The sequence below is a fragment of the Cohnella herbarum genome, assembly GCF_012849095.1.
Taxonomy (GTDB): domain Bacteria; phylum Bacillota; class Bacilli; order Paenibacillales; family Paenibacillaceae; genus Cohnella; species Cohnella herbarum.
Genome location: NZ_CP051680.1, coordinates 8,173,411 through 8,197,159 on the forward strand (window position 1 = coordinate 8,173,411; position 23,749 = coordinate 8,197,159).

At 51.1% G+C, this 23,749-nt stretch carries 16 protein-coding genes; 11 read left to right on the plus strand and 5 right to left on the minus strand.

Features of this window, described 5'->3' with window-relative positions:
- Positions 1-6: 6 nt before the first annotated feature.
- The gene (locus tag HH215_RS34330) at positions 7-876 is read left to right on the plus strand and encodes a MurR/RpiR family transcriptional regulator (protein WP_169284015.1); all 870 of its coding nucleotides are present in this window, start codon (positions 7-9) and stop codon (positions 874-876) included.
- Between the two features lie 71 nt (positions 877-947).
- Here HH215_RS34330 and HH215_RS34335 read toward each other — a convergent pair whose 3' ends face one another.
- From HH215_RS34335 to HH215_RS34345, 3 genes are all read right to left on the minus strand, one after another.
- A complete protein-coding gene (locus HH215_RS34335) occupies positions 948-1,820 on the minus strand; it encodes a carbohydrate ABC transporter permease (RefSeq protein ID WP_169284016.1) in 873 nt (290 codons plus the stop codon).
- Between the two features lie 21 nt (positions 1,821-1,841).
- On the minus strand, positions 1,842-2,801 hold the full coding sequence (locus HH215_RS34340; protein WP_169284017.1) for an ABC transporter permease: 960 nt from the start codon (positions 2,799-2,801) through the stop codon (positions 1,842-1,844).
- 145 nt (positions 2,802-2,946) lie between these two features.
- Positions 2,947-4,569: an extracellular solute-binding protein gene (locus HH215_RS34345; protein ID WP_169284018.1), complete on the minus strand. Its 1,623-nt coding sequence runs from the start codon at positions 4,567-4,569 to the stop codon at positions 2,947-2,949.
- A gap of 240 nt (positions 4,570-4,809) precedes the next feature.
- On the opposite strand from HH215_RS34345, the gene HH215_RS34350 reads away from it, so the two are divergent.
- The 4 genes from HH215_RS34350 to HH215_RS34365 all read left to right on the plus strand — a co-directional run bounded on the left by HH215_RS34350 (position 4,810) and on the right by HH215_RS34365 (position 11,379).
- A complete protein-coding gene (locus HH215_RS34350) occupies positions 4,810-6,003 on the plus strand; it encodes an anhydro-N-acetylmuramic acid kinase (RefSeq protein ID WP_169284019.1) in 1,194 nt (397 codons plus the stop codon).
- An 89-nt stretch (positions 6,004-6,092) separates the two neighbouring features.
- Positions 6,093-7,238, plus strand: coding sequence for an exo-beta-N-acetylmuramidase NamZ family protein (locus HH215_RS34355; RefSeq protein WP_169284020.1), 1,146 nt, complete (start codon positions 6,093-6,095; stop codon positions 7,236-7,238).
- A gap of 49 nt (positions 7,239-7,287) precedes the next feature.
- The gene (locus HH215_RS34360) at positions 7,288-8,199 is read left to right on the plus strand and encodes an N-acetylglucosamine kinase (protein ID WP_169284021.1); all 912 of its coding nucleotides are present in this window, start codon (positions 7,288-7,290) and stop codon (positions 8,197-8,199) included.
- A gap of 450 nt (positions 8,200-8,649) precedes the next feature.
- Positions 8,650-11,379 carry an S-layer homology domain-containing protein gene (locus tag HH215_RS34365; RefSeq protein ID WP_169284022.1) on the plus strand — a complete coding sequence of 910 codons (2,730 nt, stop codon included), beginning with the start codon at positions 8,650-8,652 and terminating at the stop codon, positions 11,377-11,379.
- Positions 11,380-11,580: 201 nt separating this feature from the next.
- On the opposite strand, the gene yhbH is transcribed toward HH215_RS34365, so the two are convergent.
- Positions 11,581-12,723, minus strand: a complete 1,143-nt coding sequence (gene yhbH, locus HH215_RS34370) for a sporulation protein YhbH (protein WP_169284023.1) — start codon at positions 12,721-12,723, stop codon at positions 11,581-11,583.
- 143 nt (positions 12,724-12,866) lie between these two features.
- Between yhbH and HH215_RS34375 the strand changes: the two genes are divergently transcribed.
- The 3 genes from HH215_RS34375 (at position 12,867) to HH215_RS34385 (ending at position 17,508) form a co-directional block, all read left to right on the plus strand.
- A complete protein-coding gene (locus HH215_RS34375) occupies positions 12,867-13,133 on the plus strand; it encodes a hypothetical protein (protein ID WP_169284024.1) in 267 nt (88 codons plus the stop codon).
- A 119-nt stretch (positions 13,134-13,252) separates the two neighbouring features.
- Entirely contained in the window at positions 13,253-14,419 is a 1,167-nt protein-coding gene (locus tag HH215_RS34380; RefSeq protein WP_169284025.1) for an exonuclease SbcCD subunit D, read from the plus strand.
- A complete protein-coding gene (locus HH215_RS34385; RefSeq protein ID WP_169284026.1) occupies positions 14,416-17,508 on the plus strand; it encodes an AAA family ATPase in 3,093 nt (1,030 codons plus the stop codon). Before HH215_RS34380 ends, HH215_RS34385 begins: the two co-directional genes overlap by 4 nt.
- Before the next feature lie 64 nt (positions 17,509-17,572).
- On the opposite strand, the gene HH215_RS34390 is transcribed toward HH215_RS34385, so the two are convergent.
- On the minus strand, positions 17,573-19,120 hold the full coding sequence (locus HH215_RS34390) for an HD domain-containing phosphohydrolase (protein ID WP_169284027.1): 1,548 nt from the start codon (positions 19,118-19,120) through the stop codon (positions 17,573-17,575).
- Positions 19,121-19,306: 186 nt separating this feature from the next.
- Between HH215_RS34390 and HH215_RS34395 the strand changes: the two genes are divergently transcribed.
- The 3 genes from HH215_RS34395 to HH215_RS34405 are packed head-to-tail and all read left to right on the plus strand — an operon-like array spanning position 19,307 to position 23,724.
- A complete protein-coding gene (locus HH215_RS34395) occupies positions 19,307-20,929 on the plus strand; it encodes a response regulator (protein WP_169284028.1) in 1,623 nt (540 codons plus the stop codon).
- A 1-nt stretch (position 20,930) separates the two neighbouring features.
- The gene (locus HH215_RS34400) at positions 20,931-22,721 is read left to right on the plus strand and encodes a cache domain-containing sensor histidine kinase (RefSeq protein WP_169284029.1); all 1,791 of its coding nucleotides are present in this window, start codon (positions 20,931-20,933) and stop codon (positions 22,719-22,721) included.
- A 13-nt stretch (positions 22,722-22,734) separates the two neighbouring features.
- On the plus strand, positions 22,735-23,724 hold the full coding sequence (locus tag HH215_RS34405) for a substrate-binding domain-containing protein (RefSeq protein ID WP_169284030.1): 990 nt from the start codon (positions 22,735-22,737) through the stop codon (positions 23,722-23,724).
- Positions 23,725-23,749 lie beyond the last annotated feature (25 nt).

Sequence of the window (23,749 nt, forward strand, 5' to 3'; positions counted from 1 at the left end):
ATAGATTTGACCAATATAGAAATCCGCATACGAAACGTCTACAACGCCTTGAGCAACTCCGAGAAGAAAGCGGCGGATTATTTTCTAGCCGATGTCGAAAGTCTGTTTCATCTGCCGATCGCCCAACTGGCGGAGAATGCAGGCGTCAGCCAGGTCGCCTGGGTAAGACTAGCCAAAACCCTCGGCTTCGACGGCCTGAAAAACATGAAGCGAAGCCTGTTCAGCGAGCTTAACAGCAGCGCGGCGGAGGATGAAGACAAGAGCCGTTTCATTTTTACGGATATCAAAGATTACGCAGGACTGCCGGATGTGTTCAAAGCGGTCAAAAGCGGCAGCATACAATCAATCGAAGATACCGTTAGCCTGCTTAACGCCGATGTGGTAGACGCGGTCGTAACCAAGCTCATCGAGGCGCGTTCCGTCAAGCTGTTCGGCGTAGGCGCTTCCGCGCTCGTTGCCGAGGATTTCTACAACAAGCTGCTGCGCATCGGCAGCAATGTCTGCTTCAGCCATGACGGACACATTCAGTTGACCTACGCGGCCAACACCCGGGAAGGCGACGTTTGCTTCTTCATCAGCCATTCCGGCATGACCAAGGAAGTGAACGAAGCTTTCGACATCGCTTCTCAAACCGCCAATGCGACGATGATTTCCTTGACCCGTCTGGGTAAAAATCCGTTAGCGGTCAAATCCGACTACGAGCTCTACACGTCGTCTCCGGAAATCAATCATCGCAGCGGAGCCATGAGCAGCAGAATCTCCCAATTGATTATCATAGACGTGCTGTTTACGGCCATGGCTAACCGGGATTACGACAACGTCATTCAAAACTTGATCCGCAGCTCCGAATCCTGTCGAACGCATCGGATGATCTAGCGAGGCCGGGAACGAAACCGGATCCTCCGGTGGGGAGTCTCTTGGCTCCTTGCCGCCGATCGCCGATCGGGTTAGCCCTTGACCGAGCCGACCGTCAAGCCGGCGACGAAAAAGCGCTGAAGCAACGGATACAGGATGATGATCGGCAGTGTCGACGTAATGATAACGGCCGATTTGATAGACATCGCGATCGTGCTCTTGTCCGCCGCTCCCGCGCCGTCGCCGACCATGGCCGTTCCGTTTACGATATTGCGCAAGAACAACATAACCGGATACTGTTGCGTATTGAGATAGATCAAGCCGTTGAACCAGTCGTTCCAGAAGAAGACGGCGGTATACAAGCCGATCGTGGCCAGTGCCGGCGTGGACAGGGGTAGAATGACCCGCTGCAAAATACCGAAATAATTCAAGCCGTCGATTATGGCGGCTTCTTCTATTTCCGCCGGAATGGCCCGGAAGAAGTTGATCAGAATGATTAAGTTGAACTGGTTAAGCGCGAAAGGCAGCAACATGGCCCACGGCGTGCCAGTCAGGTTAAGATCGGAGATCAGCAGGTAAGTCGGGATCAACCCGCCCGAGAAAAACATCGAGAATACGATGAGCATCATGACCAGCTTATGTCCTTTAAGGAATCGCTTGGACATCGCGTAGGCGAACAGGGCGCTCATGAACAGGGAGATCAACGTCCCCCCGGCGGTGTAGAATATCGTATTGCCGTAAGCTTTGAAGAAGTTCGGATAAGTGAAAATCTGGTGATAAGCTTCGAAATTCAGTCCGACCGGAAATAACGAGACTTTGTTATTAATAATGGCTTCGGGACTGGACAAGGACAGAGCCAGCATATAGAGAAACGGGACGAAGCAGATCAGGACGACTAGAACCATGAAAGCGTTAATAAGCACGTCGCCGATCGTCAGGGGCCGATATTTTCGCTGTTTATTCATTCGGTGCCGCTCCTTTCCGGGTTAGTAAATGCTTTCTCCGGACATTTTTTTGCTGAGCCAGTTCGTGCTGGACACGAGAATGACGCCGATGACGCCACTGAATAGTCCGATGGCCGTCGCGTAAGAGTAGTTCTGATTCATCAGTCCGGTGCGGTAGACGAGCGTGTCGATAATGTCGCTCACCATGGCGTTAGACGGCGTATAGAGCAACAACACCTTCTCGAAGCCGAGACTCAGGAGCGAACCGACATTCAGAATCAGCATGACCATGATCGTGGACATAATCGAAGGAATGGTCACGTATATCACCTTCTGGAATCGGCTGGCGCCGTCGATTTCCGCCGCTTCGAACATCTCGCGGTTAACTCCGGTAATGGCGGCCAAATAAATAATGGCGGTCCAACCCGTGTATTGCCACGCTTCGGTAAAAATGTAGATCGGACGGAAGTACTGCGGTTCGTTGACGAAATAGATCGGATCCATGCCGAACAAGCTGCCGAGCACGCGGTTAAGCAGTCCGGAACTAGGGGAGAGAAGCTCGCCCAGAATCGCGATGACCACTACCGTTGAAATGAAGCGAGGCATATAGGAAATGGTTTGCACGAATTTGCGGAACCGTTTCGAGCGTATTTCGAACAGCAGCAGGGCGAAAATGATCGGAATCGGAAAATTGATCAGAATGTTCCCGAAAGAGAGAATGAGCGTATTGTTGAAAGCGCGCCAGAAAGCCGGGTCTTGCAGAAAGCGTTCGAAGTAAGCCCAACCGACCCATTCGGAACCGTACGCTCCCATTCCGGGACGGTACCGCCGGAACGCCAGGACGTTGCCGATAAGCGGCGCGTATTTGAATAGTAAAAAATGACACAAGGGCAGCAGCATCATGACGTAAAGCTGCCAATAGCGGCGAAAATGGCGGCTCGACGAAGAACGCGGAGTGACGTTTTCGCGCGGAGACTTGGGAACCATCGTCGTATCGGACATAATCATCACCTTCTTCGCTTTGTTAGAGAGATCGGAGAGCGCGAGTCTCCGTAGGACAAAGACCTGCCGTCAAAATGTCGGTCAACCCGTGACTTCATTTTTCCTGGCAGGTCCTTATTCAAGTCATTGGAACTTCCGGAATCGCTTATTTTTTCAAGTTGTCGTTGTACATCTGGGTGAAGCGATCGATTTGCAGCATTTGCATTTCTTTCACGTACTTATCCCAATCTTTGTCCAAGCTTTTCTTGCCGGTCAAGAAGCCGTCTGCCCACACTTCGAACGTATCGTACAGAGGCGTCTGAAGGGAAGCCGCTTCTTCTGCCGTCATGTCGTCGAACATCGGCGTCGGAGGAATCGCCTGGATCGGATCCTTCATCGCGGCGACCGTGGCGTTGATCTGGCTGTAATTTTCATCGTACTTCGTCATTTCCCGCGCGTTGACCCATACCAATTGGGTAACGTCGGAACCCGCTCCGTAGTTCAACTGCATCGTCTTGTAGATGCCGTTAGGGGAGTTGACAATCTCGTCGGCGTATTTGATTTTGTCGCCATCCATCGTGTAGGTTACGCCTTCTGCGCCGAGACCCCAAATTTTCGAGCCCTCTTCGGAGAAGAAGATTTCGTCGATTTTCTTGACCAATTGCTCGAAGTCCGCGCGGTCCGCCGTTTTCTTAGGGAACATAACGCCGGCACCGGTTCTGCTCTTCTGTTGATGGTGCGCTCCGGCAGGACCTTCAAGCGGCGGAAACATTTGCAGGTCGAATCCGGCTTCCGTCGCCGCGCCTTCCACGCCGCCGATTTGGTCGTAATAAGCATAGGAAGCGAACGATTTGCCGGTGGCCAGCTTCGTGGACCACTTGTCTCCATCGATCGGATCGGCCATCTCGGGATCCAGCAAGCCTTCCGCGTACAGCTTGGAGAAGAACTTCATGTATTCTTTGTACTGGTCGCTGATGGCGCCCGGGAAGTAAGTTTGCTTCTCGTAATCCCAGCTCAGCGTCCGGGAGCCGTCGGCGCCGTTCTTGCCGACGCTGATGCCGAAGGAAGGCATCGTCATACGGTACAGTACGCGAGGGCCGGCGAGAATCGTGAGCGGGTAGGAATCCGGGTTTTCCGCTTTGAATTTTTTCAGCACGTTGTACAGATCGTCGAACGTTTTCGGTGCTTGAAGCCCGTATTTGGCCAGCAAATCCTGTCTCAAGATCAGGCCACCGTCGTAGAACGGCTTATCGAAAAGCGAAGGAAGGTAGTAACGTTTGCCATCCTTCAGATTGAGATCTGCAAGATCCTTCTCCAGGCCGAATTCCGCAACCTTGGCGTTAAAGTTAGGCGTCCAATCGGAGTAATCGCTGATCGGAACGATAGCGCCGTTCAAAGCCAGCGAAGCGTTCTCCCCCTTGGTGGATTGGTAAAGGATGACGTCCGGAGCGTTGTTGCCGGTGTTCAGGGCGAGAGAAACTTTGGTCTGGTAATCGGCGATCGGAATGACTTCGAAATCGATGTCGACGTTGAAGCGTTTCTCGACCTCTTGGACGACCAGCCAATCCTCTTTGAATGGCAGCGTCGCGTTGTCGGAGTAAAAAAGGGAGAACTTAAGCGGTTTTTCCGCGTTTTCCGGCGTCGTCGACGCCTGCGAGCTTGAACTCGCGCTTGCGCTTGGCGACGGCGAAGCGGATTCGCCGTTGTTATTCTTGGAGCTGCAAGCGACGAGCGAAGACGTTAACATGACGAACGAGAGAGCTAGGAATGCGCTTTTTTTCTTGAACATACTTGTGATGACCTCCCTGATTTTAATGGAAAAGCAGGTTTGACGAGACGGCTTCCAGTGGATTAATACTTGTAAATCGGTACAAATTCATGTTACTGTAAGCGCTTAATCGGATGATAACATACTTTTATTTCAAAGGTCAACGATGTTTTTTGAAACTTTATTTCAGAAATTGTTGACGAATTTGTCGTCGCCGGAATAAGATTAACCTCAGAATATACAGTTGAGAGCGGTGAAAAAATGAGCGCGAATAAGCCTATCAATAATCGTCGTTATGCCGTGGGCTTGATGTCGGGAACTTCCGTGGACGGAATTGACGCCGCGGCGATAGAGATCATCGATGGAGCTGCCGGAGAGCGGCCGGAAACCAGATTGCTTGCCTTCGAGAATAAGAGTTATCCGGAAGCGGTACGGGAAGAGATTTTCTCCTTATTCGATCCGAAGATGGCCACGGTAGACCGGGTAGGACGCATGAACGTCTTGCTAGGCGAACTGTATGCGAAGGCTGCGCTATCCGTGATCGCCAAAGCCGATCTTGTTCCCGAAGACATCGCGGTGATCGGTTCGCACGGTCAGACGATCTATCATTCTCCGGAAGCTCATCCCTGGGAAGATCTCGACTTGCGCTATACGGTACAGATCGGCGAAGGATCCGTTATCGCTGCAAGAACGGGCATCCCTTGCGTTTCCGACTTTCGCCCGGCCGATATGGCCGTAGGCGGGCAAGGAGCGCCGCTCGTTCCTTTTACGGAATATTTGCTTTACCGCGAGCGGGATCGTACCTTACTGCTGCAAAATATCGGCGGGATCGGCAACATAACGGTGCTCCCTGCTAACGGATCTCCTGACGAAGTATACGCGTTCGATACCGGCCCGGGAAATATGCTGATCGACGGAGCGGTAGCGCGTCTATATCCCGGACGAACGATGGATTCGGGCGGGGAGATCGCCCGAGAGGGAAACGTTCATTCCGGCTTGCTGGAACGATTGCAGCAAGAAGAATATTATAAGCTACCGTTGCCGAAATCAACAGGTAGAGAGCTATTCGGCTCCTCCTACGTCGATGGGTTGCTTCGTTACGGACAAGAACACAGGTTGTCTTCTAACGATCTTATCGCTACGGTAACGAAGCTTACGGCTTGGTCGATCGGCGAAGGTTATCGCCGCTATATTCGGGATCGCAGTCCGGCGGATACGATGATCGTCGGCGGCGGAGGAAGCTATAATCCCGTGCTGATGACGTACATCGTGCAGGAATTTGAACCGATGGGCGTTAAGGTACTGACCCAGGAAGACGTCGGACTGAACAGCGACGCCAAGGAGGCGATCGCCTTCGCTTTGCTTGCCGATTACGCGTTGACCGGACGGCCGAACAATCTGCCGAACGTGACGGGGGCGAGGCGGCCAACGGTTTTAGGCAAAATATCGTACTAATGACTTCATAAGCGAAAACATTCCTATTCCTAATATTGAAAGAAAATATGCGCATGCTTAAAACAGAATGGTAGAGGAGCCAAGTCGCCATGACGATCCGAAACGGCATCGACTGCATTTCCAATTACGGCCATCTCTTCGAAGGGAAGCGTCTGGGACTCATTACGTCGCCGACCGGCTTAAGCTCCGACTTCGTATCCACGATTCAAACTCTGCAAGAAAAGTACAATTTAACCGCTTTGTTCTCTCCCGAGCACGGCGTGCGCGGAGATCAGAAGGCGGGCGCGCTCGTGGACACTTACTTGGATCCGATCACGGGCGTACCCGTATACAGCTTGTACCGTCAAGATTCCAAGCGGCTTACGCCGGAGATGCTGGATACGGTGGACGTGGTCGTATACGACATTCAGGACGTCGGGGTCAGGTATTATACTTTTATATACACAATGCTCTACGCCTTGGAAGACTGCGCGAACGCGGGCAAGGATTTTGTCGTACTCGATCGGATCAATCCGTTGGACGGGATGACCGTCGAAGGTAATATTCTTAAGTCCGGCTACCGCTCGTTCGTCGGCAACTATCCGCTAACCGTACGATATGGGCTGACGGCAGGCGAAGTGGCGACGATGGCTAACGATCAAATGGGCTGGAACGGAAAACTGAGCGTCGTCCGGTGCGAAGGCTGGGAAAGGAACATGCTGTTCCCCGATACCGGCCGCATTTGGGTGCAGCCGTCCATGGGGCTTCCGCGGTTTGAATCGGCTCTGCTATATTCGGGCACCTGCTTGTTCGAAGGCACGAATCTATCGGAAGGAAGGGGAACGACCTCGCCATTCGAAATGATAGGAGCGCCTTTCATCGACGCGCAGCGGCTGTCGGACGAGATGAACCGCAAGAAGTTGCCCGGAGTTATTTTTCGTCCCGTCTTTTTCAAGCCGACCTTCTCCAAGTTTCATGGCGAGCTATGCCGAGGCGTTCAAGTTCACGTTACGGATGCGCGAGCCGTTCGCGCCCTGGAGACGGGAATTCATCTGATGTACACGATCAAGCAGAACTGCGAGGAGTTTGCTTTCCTGCCGCCGGTCAAGGAGAATAGCAGGCCTTTCATCGATTTGTTGGGAGGCGATCGGTTGTATCGGGACTCAGAACCGGCAGACGTACCGGCAATGCTGGATAATTTTCGGGCGGAAAGCGAAGCGTTCGCGAAGCTTAAAATGAGCTTTCATCTTTATTAATGAAGAGGTCGAGGATGAGCAATTGCTCGGATAAGGAAGTGACCAGTGGATGAGATACGTAGCCGGAATGGATGGCGGCGGAACGAAAACTGCGGTGCTTATCGCCGACGAGCAGGGTACGGAGGTACATGCCTTTAGTTCCGGGCCGATTAATTATAACGGACAGGACGAAGAAAGCATCCGCCGCAGCTTCGAGGAGATGTTCGAGACGATCAACCGGGTTTGCGGCGGGTTAGACCATTGCGCGGAATTGTGCATCGGTGCGGCTGGCGTCAGCAATCCGGCGGTCGTTTCCCGACTGACATCCCTTGCGCGAGAGTGCGGTTACAAGGGTGGAATCATCGTTACGGGAGATCATGAAACGGCGCTGCGCGGCGCGTTGGATAGCCCGCACGGCATCATTCTGATCGCCGGCACCGGATCGATCTGTTACGGGATGAACGAATCCGGCGTGACTCATCGCGCCGGCGGCTGCGGGTATCTCATCGATGACGAGGGCAGCGGCTACAGCATCGGCCGGGAGCTCGCCTCAGCCGTCGCTAAGGCTAACGACGGCAGGATACCGCCAACCGCGATAACCGGACTCGTGTTCGAACGGTTGGGGATTAATACGGTCCGAGAACTCATCGGCTTCGTGCACGATAAGCGGACCAACAAGAAGGACATTGCCGCTTTGGCCCCTTTGTTGTCGGAAGCTTGCGCGCTAGGCGACGAGGCTGCGCTCGCCATCGCTTGCAAGAGCGCTGCGTCCTTGCGCGAATTGGTTTTTCCCGTCGCGGAAAAGCTGGGTTTAAGAAGCGGCAATCTCGCGCTGGCCGGGAGCGTCTTGCTCAATAACGGGTTCGTGAGGTCCGAGTTGATCGGTTTGTTGAAACGGGATTATCCGGATTTAGACGTTTTTCCGGCGAAGAGAGACGCCGCATTGGGCGCCGTTCTAATGGCGTTGGAACGATTGCGCTAACACTAGAAAGAGCTATTGGAGAACTCCAATAGCTCTTTCTTTTTCAAATCTCTGGGCAACTATATCTTGTTAGCTCTGAGGGAAGCGCCAAACTTATTAAAGATTGATTGACCGTCTCAACTTACATTTCGGGGCAATTATGCCAATTACAAGTGTCCAGACAGTCAAAATGACCGTTTGGATGAGAAGTTTGCTCAATTGATCGCGTGTAACGGTCAAATTGGTCGTCTCGGAAGATGAAACCTCGTGCTATTCATTTTCCTGAGCTAAATTAAGAGTCATTATTTGCGCATGGACTTAAACGTTGGTACCGGAGGGGATTTTTAATTTCTAAGCTTGTAACGGCGATTACATAATTAGTATAACTTCTATGCTAACATAGCTGTATTCGTCTTCTAAGAGGAGAAATCGCTGAGATCCCATTCATGATTAAGTAAAAGGAGATAAAATATGAGCCTAGCTAAGAAGAAAATAGCAGCAATAACGTCTTGGGTATTGATCCTGACCGTCTTATTGACCGTGATCCCGGGGCATAGGGCAACGGCACTCGCTGCTCAACCGAATCCATGCATCGCCATTGGAGATCAGTCGAATATTACCTATTCCAGTTTAAATCTTGCCTATTTTGATAGTTTGATTCAAACTTTTACAGCCAAACATTCATCAGAAATCATTGCGCTGGATATTTTTCTGGCTGATAATACGGACAGCATTATCGGGATCGATCTATTATCCCTTAGCGATGGACATTCGTCGGCTGGAACGATCATAGGTCAAGCAAGCAGCTTGGTCAACGGAACCGGATGGAAGACGATTCAATTTTCCGCTCCCGTCTCGATCGTCTCCGGTCGGAATTATGCGGTAAAAGTCTATCGATCCGGCGGCAGCAGTCTCGTAACCATGCTGGGAGTTTCTAATCCGGTTTATGAGGATGGGATCTTTTTTGTAGACAAAGATGGCAGAACGCAAGCGGAAAATGACAATATGAAATTAAAGCTGTATATGAGTAAAGGCGACCCTGCAAGGGCAACGTCCAGCTTGAGCAGCATAACGAAGGTCGACAATGTCTTGCGTACCGAAAGTGATCCTGTTCATCTGAAATACTTGCTCATCGTGCTTCCACAGGCGACAACCTTCACTCTCACCCCAACGATGGAAACGCCTGCGGACTCCTATCTTGAAATAAACGGAAAAGCAGCAGCGAGCGGAGTACCTTATACCATTAGCGTCAATGAAGGAATAAACCCGATAGAATTTAAAGTGATGAAAGGAGATTGTTCGGAGTCGAAAACATATAGTGTCCAAGTCGTAAAAGACACGATAGCGCCGACGATGACATGGTCAACTACTCCACAGCCGAATGCGGCTGGATGGTTCAACGACGATGTGACCGTCAGTTGGAGTGTGTATGACAGCGGTTCGGGCATCGATCCGCTTACGATTCCCGGCAGCCGACTCCTTACGGGAGAGGGGGACAATCTGTCCGCAACGGCAACGGTTAAAGACAAGGCGGGCAACAGCGCAACCGCGACGGCGGACGGGATTAAGATTGATCGCACTGCGCCCGTAACAACGATTTCGGCGCCTGTCATCGTGCCAAACAGCCATGCGCGTGTAACCTTGTCCGCTGTCGATACGCTATCCGACGTGAAGATGACCTATTACCAGATCGATAAGGGTACGGTTCAAACCGGCACGACGGTTGATTTTCAAAGCGATGGCATATTTACGTTAAAAGCTTGGAGCGAGGACGTTGCCGGCAATGTGGAGCAGTCGCAATCGAAACAGATAGAAGTAGATCTGACCGCCCCATCGTTTGCGACAAGCTATCCGAAGACAGGAGGGATTGGCAACAATACCGCTGAAGTGCTCGTTAGCTTGAACGAACCCGGCATTGTTTATTACGCAGTATTGCCGAAAGACTCTGCAGCTCCTCAAGCGTCGCAGATTAAGGCAGGGACAGACGCTTCCGGCCATTTGCTGTCTGCGGGCTTTTTTGGAAGCCGGTCGATAGCAGCGAATACGGATGAGAAATTTAGTCTGACAGGGCTGACGGCATCCAACGCCTATATCGTGTATTTCGCGGCGGAGGATCAGTGGGGCAATCTGTCGTCAAGCGCAACAACATTGCCATTCATAACGAATACGCCTAGTGGCAGCGGTAGTGGCAACGGCAGTGGCAACGGCAGTGGCAACGGCAGTGGCAACGGCAGCGGCAGCCTCCCCGCCATTTCGAATGAGAACATGACAACTGTAGTCATCCCGGCAAGAGCTTCAGGAGTTGTGGCTTTGGGGAAAGAGATCAGCATCAACGTTCCTGCAGACGCTTCGGATCGAGAACTGCGCGCGACGATTAAGAAGAGCGCCATTCAAACGGCCAAAGACGGCGCTGTGCCATTAAGCTCGGCTTTCACGATAACGTTGAATCCCGATCTTCGATTGCAGAAGCCGGCGATCGTGTCGATAAGATTCGACACCGACAAGCTAGCGGAAGGCTACCGCGCGGCCCTGTTCAGGCTTGATGAGCAATTGGGTTGGGTTGGAATCGAAAGCACGGTGACGGATGGCCTTGTTTCCACGGCTCTAGACCATTTTGGCACGCTTGCCCTGTTTGGGGTGAAAGATCAACAGCCGAGTACGAAATTCAACGATATTCAAGGCCATTGGGCTGAAGGACATATTTCCGAGGCTTTTGCGAATGGAATCATTAGCGGTTATCCCGACAACAGCTTTCGTCCTGATCGTGCTGTCACCCGCCAGGAATTCGCCGTTATGCTGATGAGGGCGCTGGGAGGAGCGAATGATGCGCCTGGGCAGTTGTCTTTCTCGGACGGAGAACAAATCGGGAGCTGGGCGCGACAAGCGGTTGCCGATGCCGTTCGAGCTGGAATTATTAGCGGCTATGAGGATGGAAGCTTCCGTCCGGGCGAGAGCATTACCCGGGCAGAGATGACGGCGATGATCGTCCGGGCTCTTCGGATGCCTCTTCAAACCGGTGAAGCTACTTCGTTTGTGGACGATAGGATTATACCGAAATGGGCCAAAGGGTATGTTACGGCTGCAGTGGAAAGCGGAATCGTGAGCGGACGGAGCGGCAACGCATTCGCGCCGAACGATACAGCGAATCGCGGAGAGGCGGCTGTGACGCTTATGCGGCTGATCAAGTCATTGGCAAAGTAAATTTATTAACCCTTGCTCTCAGTGTACTGCACCACCAATGTTAGATACGCTCTAGCATTGGTGTGGCAAGAATCGCGCCTTCGGTATACGTACCGTTCGGAGTAAGAAACCAATGAGTGGTTATTAAATCCCGCAAGCACAGAAAGAACAGACAGGAGACCTTCGCGCAGAGAAGGTCTCCTGTCTTGTCTTTGCTATTTATTACACGGCGTCCCGTTTCCGGAAAAACGTCTTGAGCGCGTTGTAAATTTCGCCCTTCTCCTTAATCACATAATAGAGGAATTGCTGATGCTCAAGATGCTTGTATGCCGACATGAGTGTACTGCTTCGGTTATATTGATTCACTTCCCCGTAGCCGAAAATATTCGACCGCTCGAGCAGCTCCTTGATCAGCCGCACGCAACGCTCGTTGTCGCTCGTCAAATTGTCTCCGTCCGAGAAATGGAACGGATAGATATTGTACAGCGACGGCGGATACCGCGAGTCGATAATTTCCAACGCTTTGACATAGGCAGACGAGCAGATCGTGCCTCCGCTCTCGCCTCGGGTGAAGAACTCTTCCTCCGTGACCTCTTTCGCTTCCGTATGGTGCGCGATAAACACGATGTCGACCTTTTCGTACTGACGCCTCAAGAAGCGCGACATCCAGAAGAAGAACGAGCGCGCGCAATATTTTTCGAAGGAGCCCATCGAGCCGGACGTATCCATCATCGCCAAAATAACCGCGTTGTTCTGCGGCTTCACGATTTCCTCCCATGTCTTAAAGCGGAGATCGTCCGGGCTGATTCCGCCGATCTCGGATTTGCCTTCTCTTGAATTACGGCGCAGATTTTCGAGTATCGTCCGTTTCTTGTCGATGTTGGACATGATGCCTTTACGCCGAACGTCGGTGAACCGAACGTCTTTCACTTCGATTTGTTGTTTGTCTTTTTTCTTCAAATAAGGCAATTCCAGCTCTTCGAACAGCATCGTCTCTAGCTCCGCGATGGAAATTTCGGCTTCGACGACATCGTCGCCGGGCTCGGAACCCGCGCCTTCCCCTTTGCCCCCGGCGGGTGTCGGATCGACACCGAGAACGTCCCCGACTTGGCTATCCCCGTTGCCTTGACCGACATGCTTTTTCTTATTCGTGTTGTACACGAAGTGGTATTCATCGAGACTGCGAATCGGAATCTTGATGATCTGGCGCCCATCGGACATAACGATATTTTCTTCGGAAATGAGATCGGGCAAATTCTGCTTGATTGCGTCTCGGACTTTCTGTTGATGGCGTGCTTGGTCCTGGTAGCCTTTGCGGTGAAGCGACCAATCTTCTCTGGACAAAATAAACGAGGGATGATTCATGGGCAACCCCCTATCGCTTTATTTTTTAAAGGATGTGCATTACTCAATATATTCAAGTACGTTCAAACGATGTGTACGGATATCGCGGACAAGGTGATACAGGTGGTACAATGGATAAAACGGTGTGTAAGGGGATCTACGAAATGGCTAATAAAGATAAGAAAGCTGAGCAGTGGAAAGAAGCGAAGTTGAAATGTAGATTAAACGAAGAGGATATTCGTATGGCTAAAGAGATGGGACTCAACCCGCTAAGTCTCATCAAAAATATACCAGCCAAAAATCAGCTATGGAAAGCGCCTGTTAAACAGTGGCTTCATGAGATTTATGCTGAGCGACGCGAGAAGAGTGCGAAGAAAGCTTTAGCAAAAAGCAAAGAAAAGCTGACAATAGGAATAAAGTCGTCAGAATGAATCTAGGATTTCCAGCAATCTATCGTTTCCGATAGGGAACTGAGACTCCCATTCGTGCCGATGATAGATTAGAATAAAAGTAGTTTGCATTTCTTGAAGGTTTAGGGGGAAATCGCCTCATGAAATTTATACATACTGCGGATTGGCATCTGGGCAAGCTCGTTCAGGGCGTCTACATGACGGAGGATCAACGTTACGTGCTGCAACAACTCTTAGAGACGGTAGAGAAGGAGCGGCCGGATGCCGTCGTCATTGCCGGAGACCTCTACGATCGAGCGATTCCTCCGACCGAGGCCGTCGACTTGTTGGACGAGCTATTTCAGCAAATCGTAATCGGGTTGAACACTCCGCTCCTAGCGATTTCAGGTAACCATGATAGTCCGGATCGTCTAAACTTCGGAACGGCGATCATGGAAGCGAGAGGGCTGCATTTGGCGGGCCAGCTCAAGCCGTCGCTTAAACCGGTCGTGCTTCGAGATACCTTCGGCGAAGTCCATTTCCACCTTGTGCCGTACGCCGATCCCGCGCAAGTTCGCTATACATACGAAGACGAGGACATTCGTTCCCACGACGACGCGATGAAAGCGATCGTCGATCGGATAGGCGCTTCGATGGATCCGTCGGCAAGGCATGTGTTCGTTGGACATGCTTTCGTCACGCCGGGCGCTCGGCCGGAAGAAAACACGAGCCAATCGGAGCGGCCGCTGTCCATCGGCGGAGCGGAATACGTGCATTCCGAGTATTTCAAAGCTTTTCATTATACGGCGCTAGGCCACTTGCATCAGGCTCACTACGTATCGGACGAGACGATTCGGTATTCCGGTTCGCCGCTTAAGTACTCGATATCGGAAGAAACGCATAACAAAGGATTTCTGATCGTCGAGATCGATGGAGCGGGAACCGTTACCGTTGAGAAAAGAGAGCTGAAGCCGCGCCGCGACATGCGACGGGTCATTGCTCCGATCGAGGAGATCGAGCAACATCCGGTGAACGAGGATTACGTGTTCGTCACGCTGCTGAACGATAACCCGGTGCTGTTTCCGATGGAAAAAGTACGAGCCGTTTATCCGAACGCGCTCCATGTGGAACGTAAAGTAACGACGATCGGAACGGGCGCGGACACGGCAGATGCGGCGAACGGCACGGCAAGGCGCGAAGCCGATCCGGTTACGCTGTTCGCGGCGTTTTACCAGGAAGTGAAAGGCATTCCGCTCGCGGAGGACAAGCGGAAGCTGTTCGCGGATATTTACGCGGAAGTGCTGCGCGAAGAGGGGGGAGCCGTATGAAGCCGATTCGATTAAGCATGACGGCATTCGGTCCTTATCGCGACACGGAGACGATCGATTTCGGTCTGTTGGAGGATCGGCGATTGTTCGTCATCTCCGGCAACACGGGGGCGGGCAAGACGACGATTTTCGATGCGATTTGCTTCGCTTTGTACGGGAGCGCGAGCGGAGAGGATCGAGCGGAGCCGCGGATGCTCAGAAGTCATTTTGCCGAAGATGAAGTACATACGTCGGTCGACTATCGTTTTTCCGTAGGTAAACGGACTTATCGGGTGTTCCGCCAGATGGCGCATCGCAGAGGCGGGAACAAGAGCGAAACGGGCGGCAAAGCCGAGTTATACGAGACGACCTCCGGAACGGAAGTGCCGTGCATCGATCGGTTTACCGTGTCGGACGTCAATATGAAGATGGAGACGGTCATCGGGTTGACGCGAGAGCAATTCAGCCAGATCGTTATGCTGCCGCAAGGAGAATTCCGCAAGCTGCTAACGTCCGATACGGAAAATAAGGAGGAGATTTTGCGCCGGATTTTCCGCACGGGCTTGTATCAGAAGCTCGAGGACCGTTTCCAGAGTATGCATCGGGAGCTTCAGGATTCATTGAAGCAAGCGAAAGCGCTGCAAGACGTTTACGCGAAGCAAGCTCAAGAATCGTTGCCGCAACGGGAAGACAGTTTGCTTGCGACGACGCTTCGGCAAGAATACAGCAGCATGGCGCAGGTGACGGAAGGCTTAGTCCAGGAGATCGGCTACTACGAGGGTCAGGCAGCGGAGATCGAGCATGGCAAAGCCGCGGTAAACGAACGGCTGCAAGCGCAGGAAGCCGCGCTTCGCGAGGCTTTGGCGCTGGAGGGCCGGTTCGCGCAGCTTGCGGACAAACGAGCGCAAGCCGAGGGGATGGAAGCTCGGAAAGCGGAGCTTGCCGAGAGCGAGCGGGTTGTTCGGCTGGCGGAGCTTGCCGCCAGGATCGAGCCTTACGAGGAGCAAGCGATAGCGGCGACTCGGGTGGTGGAACAGAAGCGAGCGCTGCATGAGCGCAAGCTTCTGGACGCGGCGGCGGCGGAGCGCGGCCATGCCGTCGCGGAGCAACGGTTTCGCGGCGAGGAAGCGCGCGACGCGGAGCGGAAAGAGGCCGATCGGGAGCTTGCTCGGCTGGCCGAGCTTAAGCCGATCGTGCAGACGCTCGAAGAGCGCAGGGTCGCGGTCGAGCGGCTGGCCGCGGAAGAGCGCGCGATGGCGGCCAAGCGCGAGGCGATCGAGCAGCGGCTTGGCGCCCTTCGCGAGGAGAAGCGCAGCAAGGCCGAGCAGCTGAAGTCGGCGGAGACGGAAGCGGCGTTGCTTCCGGACAAGCTGCAGCAGTACGAGCACATGAAGAGCAAGTATAAGCTGCTTAAGGAATTGGCGGATCTGGACAAGCGGATCGCGGAGGTTTCGAAGCACGAGGCGGAGCGGGAACGGATCGCCCGGCAGCTCAGAGACGAGCACGATCGGCTTGAGACGCTGTGGCTGGAAGGGCAAGCCGGACTCTTGGCCGCGCATTTGCACGACGGCAAGCCTTGTCCGGTATGCGGCAGCGAAGAGCATCCGGATAAAGCGATTGCCGTAGCCGACGTCCCTTCGAGACAAGGGCTGCAAGCTGCCAAAGATAATCTTCGGCAAGCGGAGAACGAACTGAACGAAGCGAAAGCGCAAGCGGCTGCGGCTAGCAGCGGTAAAACCGAGAGGGAGAGTCTAATCGGGGAATACGGAATAACCGGACAGCCTTTCGAGGTGCAACTCTCTATTGCCGAGTCGGAAGGAAAACTTCTCCGCGCGGAAACCGACCGCTTGAAGAAGGTGACGGAAGCCGTTCTTGCATATAGACAGAACAGCGATAATCTTGATGTTCAGCTGGACAAACTTCAGATCGAACGCGAGCAGTCCATTGGCGAGCAGCATAGGCTATCCATGGATAGAAGCGCCAAGCAATCCGTTCTCGATAATGAGTTAAACCGGATTCCCGAACAATTAAGATCTCCGGCGATGCTATCGGTTCGCATCGGGGAGCAGACGAACAACGTGAATAGACTGAATGCATCATGGCAAGAGGCGCAGCGAGGGTTACAGAACACTCAGGCGCTTCTAATAGAGGAGAAGACGAACGTCGTTCAGGCGATCGCGCAACTCGAAGAGGCAACGACTCACCACGAGAATACCCAACGGAAATATAACGAGGAACTATCTAAATCCGGGTTTGCGTCAACGGAAGATTATGTCGCCGCGAAGCTGTCCGAAGCTGATCGGAACAATATGAAGCGACTCGTCGAGGAATTCAAATCCGCCCATTCGGCGCTGCTCCTTCAGATCGCCGAACTTGAACGGGAACTGGTCGGAAAGACGCGCCCGATTCCCGATCGGTTGCAAGAGACGATCGCGAAGCTGAAGGAACAATCGGAGCAACTGACAACAGAGCTTCATACCGTCCTAAGCTACAAGCAGGAAGCCCAACGCCTGTATACCGCAATAGAGAAAGCCGCCGAGCAATTCCGGGAGCTGGAGCTGCGGCAGCAGCAAGTGTCGGATATTTATCAGATGCTAAAAGGCGACAACGCGCTGAAAATTTCGTTCGAGCGTTATATTCTGATCGAGTTTCTGGAGCAAATTCTGCATGCCGCGAACGCAAGGTTAAACGACTTGTCCAACGGACAGTTTAAGCTGGAGCGTAGCGACCGACTGGAGACGAGAGGCAAGCAAAGCGGCCTGGGGCTGGACGTGTACGATGCGTACACGGGTCAGAACCGCGACGTCAAGTCGATGTCCGGCGGGGAGAAATTCAACGCTTCGCTTTGTTTGGCTTTAGGGATGACCGATGTTATTCAAGCCTACCAAGGCGGCGTCTCCATCGAAATGATGTTCATAGACGAAGGCTTCGGATCGCTCGACGAGGATTCATTGAATAAAGCGATCGCCACGTTAATCGATCTTCAGAGATCTGGTCGAATGATCGGCGTTATCTCCCACGTTCAGGAACTGAAACAAGCTTTTCCAGCCGTACTTGAAGTCAGTAAAACCAAAGAAGGTCATAGCCGAACGGCGATATTGTTGAAATAACGCAAGGAGCCATCACAATTGTCCGTAAGGACGACTATGATGGCTCTTTGATTAATTTCCCTAACTATTTGCTTTGTTCAGTAGCAATCGGCAGAGGCAAACTCCCTTTTTCTTCGTTAATAGAGGACTCTTTTCTCGCCCAATCGATGAACAATCCCGTCAGAACGGGATCCCACTGATCCCCTCGTCCCGATTCTAATATGCCGAGCGCACGTTCGGCTGTCATCCCTTTACGGTATGGGCGATCCGACGTCATCGCATCGAATGCATCGGCAATCGCGATTACTCTGCCCATATAAGGGATATCCTCGCCGATCAGACCATCGGGGTACCCTCTGCCGTTATACTGTTCATGATGGGATCTCACTCCCGGCAATAAATCGGACATCGCGTTAGCGGGTTCGATTTGCAGCAGTATTTTTTCTCCGAGGACGGGGTGAAGCTTGATGATGTCGAATTCTTCGTCCGTTAGTTTCCCTTCCTTAAGCAGAACGGCATCCCTAACCCCGATTTTCCCGATATCGTGTAATAAAGCGGTCTTTCGTAAAATATCCAAGTTTGCGGCGTCCATTCTCGCTAGCTTGCCGATCTCGACTGAATATTTCGCGACCCTCTCGGAATGTCCGGCCGTATAAGGATCCCTTGCGTCAAGAGCGGCGGCCAACGTCGTAAAATAGCTCTGCAGCAGTTGAGCATTTAATGTTTCTCTCATCTTAAGCCCATCGAGCATGTGATTAAAGCCGGCTACCAGCTTGGAGAATTCGTCCGAGTAAAGATCCGGTGCTCGATTGTCGAAGTTTCCTTCTCTGACCCCACCCATTAATTCATACAAGTTTCGAATCGGCGATTGGATATCTCGCGTGAGTAGCCATGCGCCTAACGACGAGAAAAGAATGCCGATAACGAGTATGATGGCCGCCCATTTCCAGTATTCGAGGCTATTCTCGCCCGAGAGGTTATGGAGTCGGATTTGGCCTGCAAGAGCGAATAAGAACAAAGGGAATGTTCCAATTAAGAATGCGCTAAGCTGGAATTTTCTTTGAATGGATACGAGCACAAGGCCATCCAACGATAAATCTTCTCCATATCGTTCTTTCGCGATTCGATGGATGTAGATAAGCATCGGCCGAATCGTGTTAACGTTTAAGAAAAACTCGATCATCGCATGCAAAGACGCGATAAGCAGTGCTCCGACGGAAGCAAGCCCAATATAGTAGTAAGGAATGTCTAACCATCCCATATGGATGGAGAAATACGTCAAGCTTATACCGGGGACGGACAATCCTAACAGATGAGGTCCGAAAATCCTTCGAACGGCAAGTATGGGGAAACGATGAGTTTGCAGGTAACTTGCTTTCATTTCGTCGAGAGTGAGATTATCTGGGTTAAATAGTCTTCGAATGGGCAAAAGTTGCCGAGAGAGCACGATCCATTCGCAACTAATCATGATGAGCAACGAGAAAAATAAAATTCCGGCCAACCCCCAAGTTTCGTTTAAGGGAATTTGCAACGATGAGAAAATAAACAGTCCTCCCACGCCCAACACGGCAATGGCGGAACCGACAATGTAGTTGAAGAAGAGATGTCGGATGAATTTTATATAAATAGTCATAGTTGATCCTTCTTTCAAGTCATTCTACTTTTCCCTATTCCACATAGGGTGAGGATACTCCTCTATTCGCTTCCGCCGGACTTGGCAAGGTAATCGAATAATTAATCTTTAAAGCGAAGGATATATCATGCATAATTGTATTATTGTTATAGCGCTTATACTTTAATGTGCCGGTGGGGGGATCCGATGTACAAAGTCATTATCGTCGACGACGAGGCGGTCGTCCGGGTCGGATTGAAAAATACGATCGATTGGAACGAGCACGGATTTCAACTAATAGGGGATTACGCCAATGGTCGTGAAGCTTGGGAGGCGGTCGAGCAGCATAAGCCGGAATTGGTCATATCGGACATCAGCATGCCTTTCATGGACGGTTTGGAGTTGGCCGGTCTCATCTCGGCGCAATATCCTTATATCAAGCTGATCATATTAACGGGATTCGACGAGTTCGAATACGCGCAGCAAGCGATCCGATTGAAGGTGTCCGATTTTATCCTCAAGCCGATAACAGCCAAAGAAATTCGCGTTTTGCTCGATCGCGTCCGGTCGGAGATGGATGAAGAAACGAAACGGCGCGAAGATTTGGGCAGGCTGAATAACCAGCTTAATCAAAGCCTTCCTTTGCTTAAGGAGCGTTTCCTGGAACGCCTCGTTGCGACGGGTTTGCAGAGAGCGGAGATCAATGAACGGTTCGCTTATTTCGGTCTTCCCCCGATATCTCCGCTCTATCTTGTACTGGTCGCCGATATCGACGATTTCGGAGATCGGGAGCTTCTATCCTACGAGCACGACGTCGAATTTTTACGATTTGCGGCGTTCGATATTTTTAAGGAGACGTTGGAGAAAGATGACGTACTCCTCTTTCGCACGCGCGAAGAGCGAATGGTCGCGATCGTTTCCGGGCAGGAGAGCGAAAGTCTGCTCTATGAAAAAGTATTTTCCCTAGCCGAGCAGGTTCGCTATCATATCGAGAAGTATCTAAAGTTCACGGTAACGATAGGGATAGGCAGATCGTGCGATCACATCGAGCAGTTGCCGCTTTCTTATAAGAGTGCCCTTTCCGTTTTAGATTACCGTTTTTTGCTAGGCAAGAATCGGGTACTCAGCATATTAGACATGGAAGGGAAATCATCCAGTCCTCTTCAACTGGACCTGGATTGGGACCGTAAGCTGGTTTCCGCCGTAAAAACGGGTTCCGTACAAGACGCCTTCCAATTGATCGAGAACGGCGTCGCCGAGCTTAAGATGATCTTAGCCCCAATCGAGGGTTGTTTTTTGCAGATGCAGAAGGTTGTTCTATCTTTGATGAATCCGATCCAAGAGCTGTTTCAGAATGTGGAAGAGTCTATCGAGTGGCAACATAAATTAATGGATGTCTATAAGTTCAAGACGCTGGATGAAGTAGAAATGTGGTTAAAAGAAGTGGTCCGTTCCGTTATATCCGCTATTGCGGACAACCGCAGCCATTTGACGAGCATGCAAATTCATCGTGCCGTCGAGTACATCGAGACGAATTACGCGAACGATAAAATGTCGCTGCAGGATTTATGCCGTCACGTTCTGATGAGCACTAGCTACTTCAGTCTCGTATTCAAACAGCATACGGGGGAAACGTTCATCGAATATTTGACCGGCGTGCGCATCGCGAAGGCCAAAGAGCTGTTACATAACACGACGCTTAAGTTTTATGAGATTGCCGAGCAAGTCGGTTATCAGGATCCGAACTATTTCAGTATTTTGTTCAAGAAGCAAACGGGTACGACCCCCAAAGACTACCGTGAAAAACAGTTAAAGGAGAGCGGAGCTTAAGATGCCCAGAGATCGCATTGTCCGCATTCCGCTGTTTCCACTTAAGAGCATTCAATCCAACATTTCTTTAGCGTTCTCTCTATTAATACTAGCCGCCATCGTATTGACGAGTCTCGTCAGTTACCAAGTATCCGTAGATGCCGTCGAGCGGAATTCTAATGGCTACATCGAGGAAGTCATCAAACAAGTTAACATGAATATCCAATCCTACGTCGATAACATGGAAAATATCTCATTGCTCGCGTTAACGAATAAGGACGTCAAATACTATATTTCGGATAATAGCTTCATCAGCACGGAAAATCGACGTACGTACGAGAAACGAATTTCCGATTTGTTTCAAGCGATTCTGTACACGAGGAACGATATTGCTTCGATTATGGTATTCGGATATAACGGGCGCTTCGTCTCCGATCGAAGAATCACAAGCTTGAATCCGAACGCGATATTAGAAGAACAAGCTTGGTACAAGACGGCCAAGAGCGCAAGCGGTAAATCCGTTATTTCCGCTCCGCATGTGCAGAACATTATCCAGAACGAGTATCGTTGGGTCGTATCGCTGAGCAGAGAACTTAAGAGCACGGACGGCATTAAGGCGGAAGGCGTATTTTTGGTCGATTTGAACTTGAGCATCATTAACGACATTTGCAGCAATATCAACTTGGGCAAAAAGGGTTATCTATTCATCGTAGATAATAACGGGAATATCGTCTATCATCCACAACAGCAATTAATAGATAGTAAACTACGAACGGAACGAATATCGGACGTTATTCAAGCTTCGAGCGGGAGCTCTTTCGTTGCTAAGGACGGGGATGGCAAACGGATCTATTCCGTTCAGGATACGAATTTCGGATGGAAAATTGCCGGAGTTGCTTACACGGATGATTTGATCGCAAGCAAAGACGAGCTGAGGAATTCCATCCTGCTCTATTCTTTATTCGGATTGACGATATCATTGCTTATATCCGTATGGTTGTCCCACCGGTTATCGAAGCCGATCAAAGATTTGCAATCGGACATGAAACAAGTCGAGAAAGGAAACTTCGATATTCAGACGGAAATCGGACAGATGAACGAGATCGGACAATTGGGCCGTTCCTTTAACCTAATGGTTAGCAGAACCAAGTTTTTGATGGAAGAAACGATTCATAACCAAGAGAACAAACGCAAGAGCGAGCTGTTGCTGCTCCAATCGCAGATTAATCCTCACTTTCTCTATAACACGCTCGATTCGATCGTATGGATGGCGGAACAGAAGCAGCATGAGGAAGTCGTTCTCATGACCTCCGCTTTGGCCAAGCTGTTCCGTGCCAGCATTACCAAAGACCAAGAGCTTGTGCCGATTCGCGTAGAGCTCGAGCATATTACGAACTATTTGTTGATTCAGAAAATGCGCTACACCGACGAACTGGATTACGTGCTAGATATCGATGAGTCTATTCTTGGTTATAAGACGGTAAAAATATTGCTTCAGCCATTCGTCGAGAATGCGATTTATCACGGGATTCGCAATATGTATGGGATCGAAGACGGACGGATTACGATCCGCGGCAGGGAATCGAATGATCAAATCGTATTCGAAGTCGAAGATAACGGGCTTGGAATGACTCCGGAGCAGTTAGATAAAATTCGGATCAACGGCGATGAGAATTCTCGTAATCAAGGGATCGGAATCCGTAACGTCAACGAAAGGATCAAGCTTTATTTCGGCCATGAATACGGCATTCAAATCCGCAGCGAGATCGAGGTCGGTACTTGCGTTACGATTACGATTCCCAAACTCGAGTAAAGGGAGCAGCCTCATGCGCAAGCAACGATTCACCATCTGGCTCATCTTAGCCATCTTAATTGGAGCTATTTATTCCGTGTATTATTTTAAGTTGTTTGGAGGTCCCAGCATCCACGACAACAGCATAGCGGTCATTCTTAAATCGTTAAACGTGAGGATGGATTTCTGGCAAACGGTGAATAAAGGCGCGGAAACGGCTGCTAAAGAAGTAGGCATGGAGTTGAACGTGTTAGGCCCTCTGCAGGAAAACGATGCGGACGAACAAATTCGCATATTGGAGGAAGCGATCGAACAGAAACCGGAAGCGATCGTCATTGCGCCTTTTGCGGACGATCGGATGTCCGCTATTCTCGCAAAGGCACGTAGCGCGGGAATAAAACTAGTCGTTATTGACACTCCGCTCGACATGAATCCGATGCCCGTTATCGTTTCCAACGATCATGCGGAGGCGGGAAGGCTTGCGGGAGAAACCGCATTGAGCGCAGCGAAAGGTCATCCAACCGTAGCCATTATCAGCGATGATCCGAATTCCGAAATATCGGAAGAACGATTAACGGGTCTGCTGGAAGTTCTTAATCGTTACGAAGACAGCGTCATCGGCGTTTCTTATGCGAACAATTCCGAGGATAGAGCCTATGAAATTGTTAAGCAACTGCTAGGCGCCGATAAACCCTTTAACACGATTATCACTCTAAACGAAACGGCAACGCTCGGAGTGGCCAAGTTGTTGAAGGAACAGCAGTGGGCCGGAGTCATTGAACTGATCGGCTTTGATAGCTCGGTCGACGAGATTCAGCTTCTGGAATCGGGAACGTTAAAGGCGGCCATCGTGCAAAAGCCTTTTAACATGGGGTACTTAGGAGTAAAAACCGCCTTAAAGCTCATAGACGGGAACAAGGTGGATCCGGTTACATATATCGAATCGAACGTCATTACGAGAGAGAATATGTATACTCCCGAGAACCAGAAGCTGTTATTCCCGTTTATTAATAATAATAAGTAACCTCCTCTTGGAAGGATGCGAAGTC

Excerpts from the sequence above, each read along its gene's own strand:
- HH215_RS34335 (WP_169284016.1), bottom strand. The coding sequence starts at position 1,820 with ATGAATAAACAGCGAAAATATCGGCCCCTGACGATCGGCGACGTGCTT.
- HH215_RS34340 (WP_169284017.1), bottom strand. The coding sequence starts at position 2,801 with ATGTCCGATACGACGATGGTTCCCAAGTCTCCGCGCGAAAACGTCACT.
- HH215_RS34345 (WP_169284018.1), bottom strand. The coding sequence starts at position 4,569 with ATGTTCAAGAAAAAAAGCGCATTCCTAGCTCTCTCGTTCGTCATGTTA.
- HH215_RS34350 (WP_169284019.1), top strand. The coding sequence starts at position 4,810 with ATGAGCGCGAATAAGCCTATCAATAATCGTCGTTATGCCGTGGGCTTG.
- HH215_RS34355 (WP_169284020.1), top strand. The coding sequence starts at position 6,093 with ATGACGATCCGAAACGGCATCGACTGCATTTCCAATTACGGCCATCTC.
- HH215_RS34360 (WP_169284021.1), top strand. The coding sequence starts at position 7,288 with ATGAGATACGTAGCCGGAATGGATGGCGGCGGAACGAAAACTGCGGTG.
- HH215_RS34365 (WP_169284022.1), top strand. The coding sequence starts at position 8,650 with ATGAGCCTAGCTAAGAAGAAAATAGCAGCAATAACGTCTTGGGTATTG.
- yhbH (WP_169284023.1), bottom strand. The coding sequence starts at position 12,723 with ATGAATCATCCCTCGTTTATTTTGTCCAGAGAAGATTGGTCGCTTCAC.
- HH215_RS34375 (WP_169284024.1), top strand. The coding sequence starts at position 12,867 with ATGGCTAATAAAGATAAGAAAGCTGAGCAGTGGAAAGAAGCGAAGTTG.
- HH215_RS34380 (WP_169284025.1), top strand. The coding sequence starts at position 13,253 with ATGAAATTTATACATACTGCGGATTGGCATCTGGGCAAGCTCGTTCAG.
- HH215_RS34385 (WP_169284026.1), top strand. The coding sequence starts at position 14,416 with ATGAAGCCGATTCGATTAAGCATGACGGCATTCGGTCCTTATCGCGAC.
- HH215_RS34390 (WP_169284027.1), bottom strand. The coding sequence starts at position 19,120 with ATGACTATTTATATAAAATTCATCCGACATCTCTTCTTCAACTACATT.
- HH215_RS34395 (WP_169284028.1), top strand. The coding sequence starts at position 19,307 with ATGTACAAAGTCATTATCGTCGACGACGAGGCGGTCGTCCGGGTCGGA.
- HH215_RS34400 (WP_169284029.1), top strand. The coding sequence starts at position 20,931 with ATGCCCAGAGATCGCATTGTCCGCATTCCGCTGTTTCCACTTAAGAGC.
- HH215_RS34405 (WP_169284030.1), top strand. The coding sequence starts at position 22,735 with ATGCGCAAGCAACGATTCACCATCTGGCTCATCTTAGCCATCTTAATT.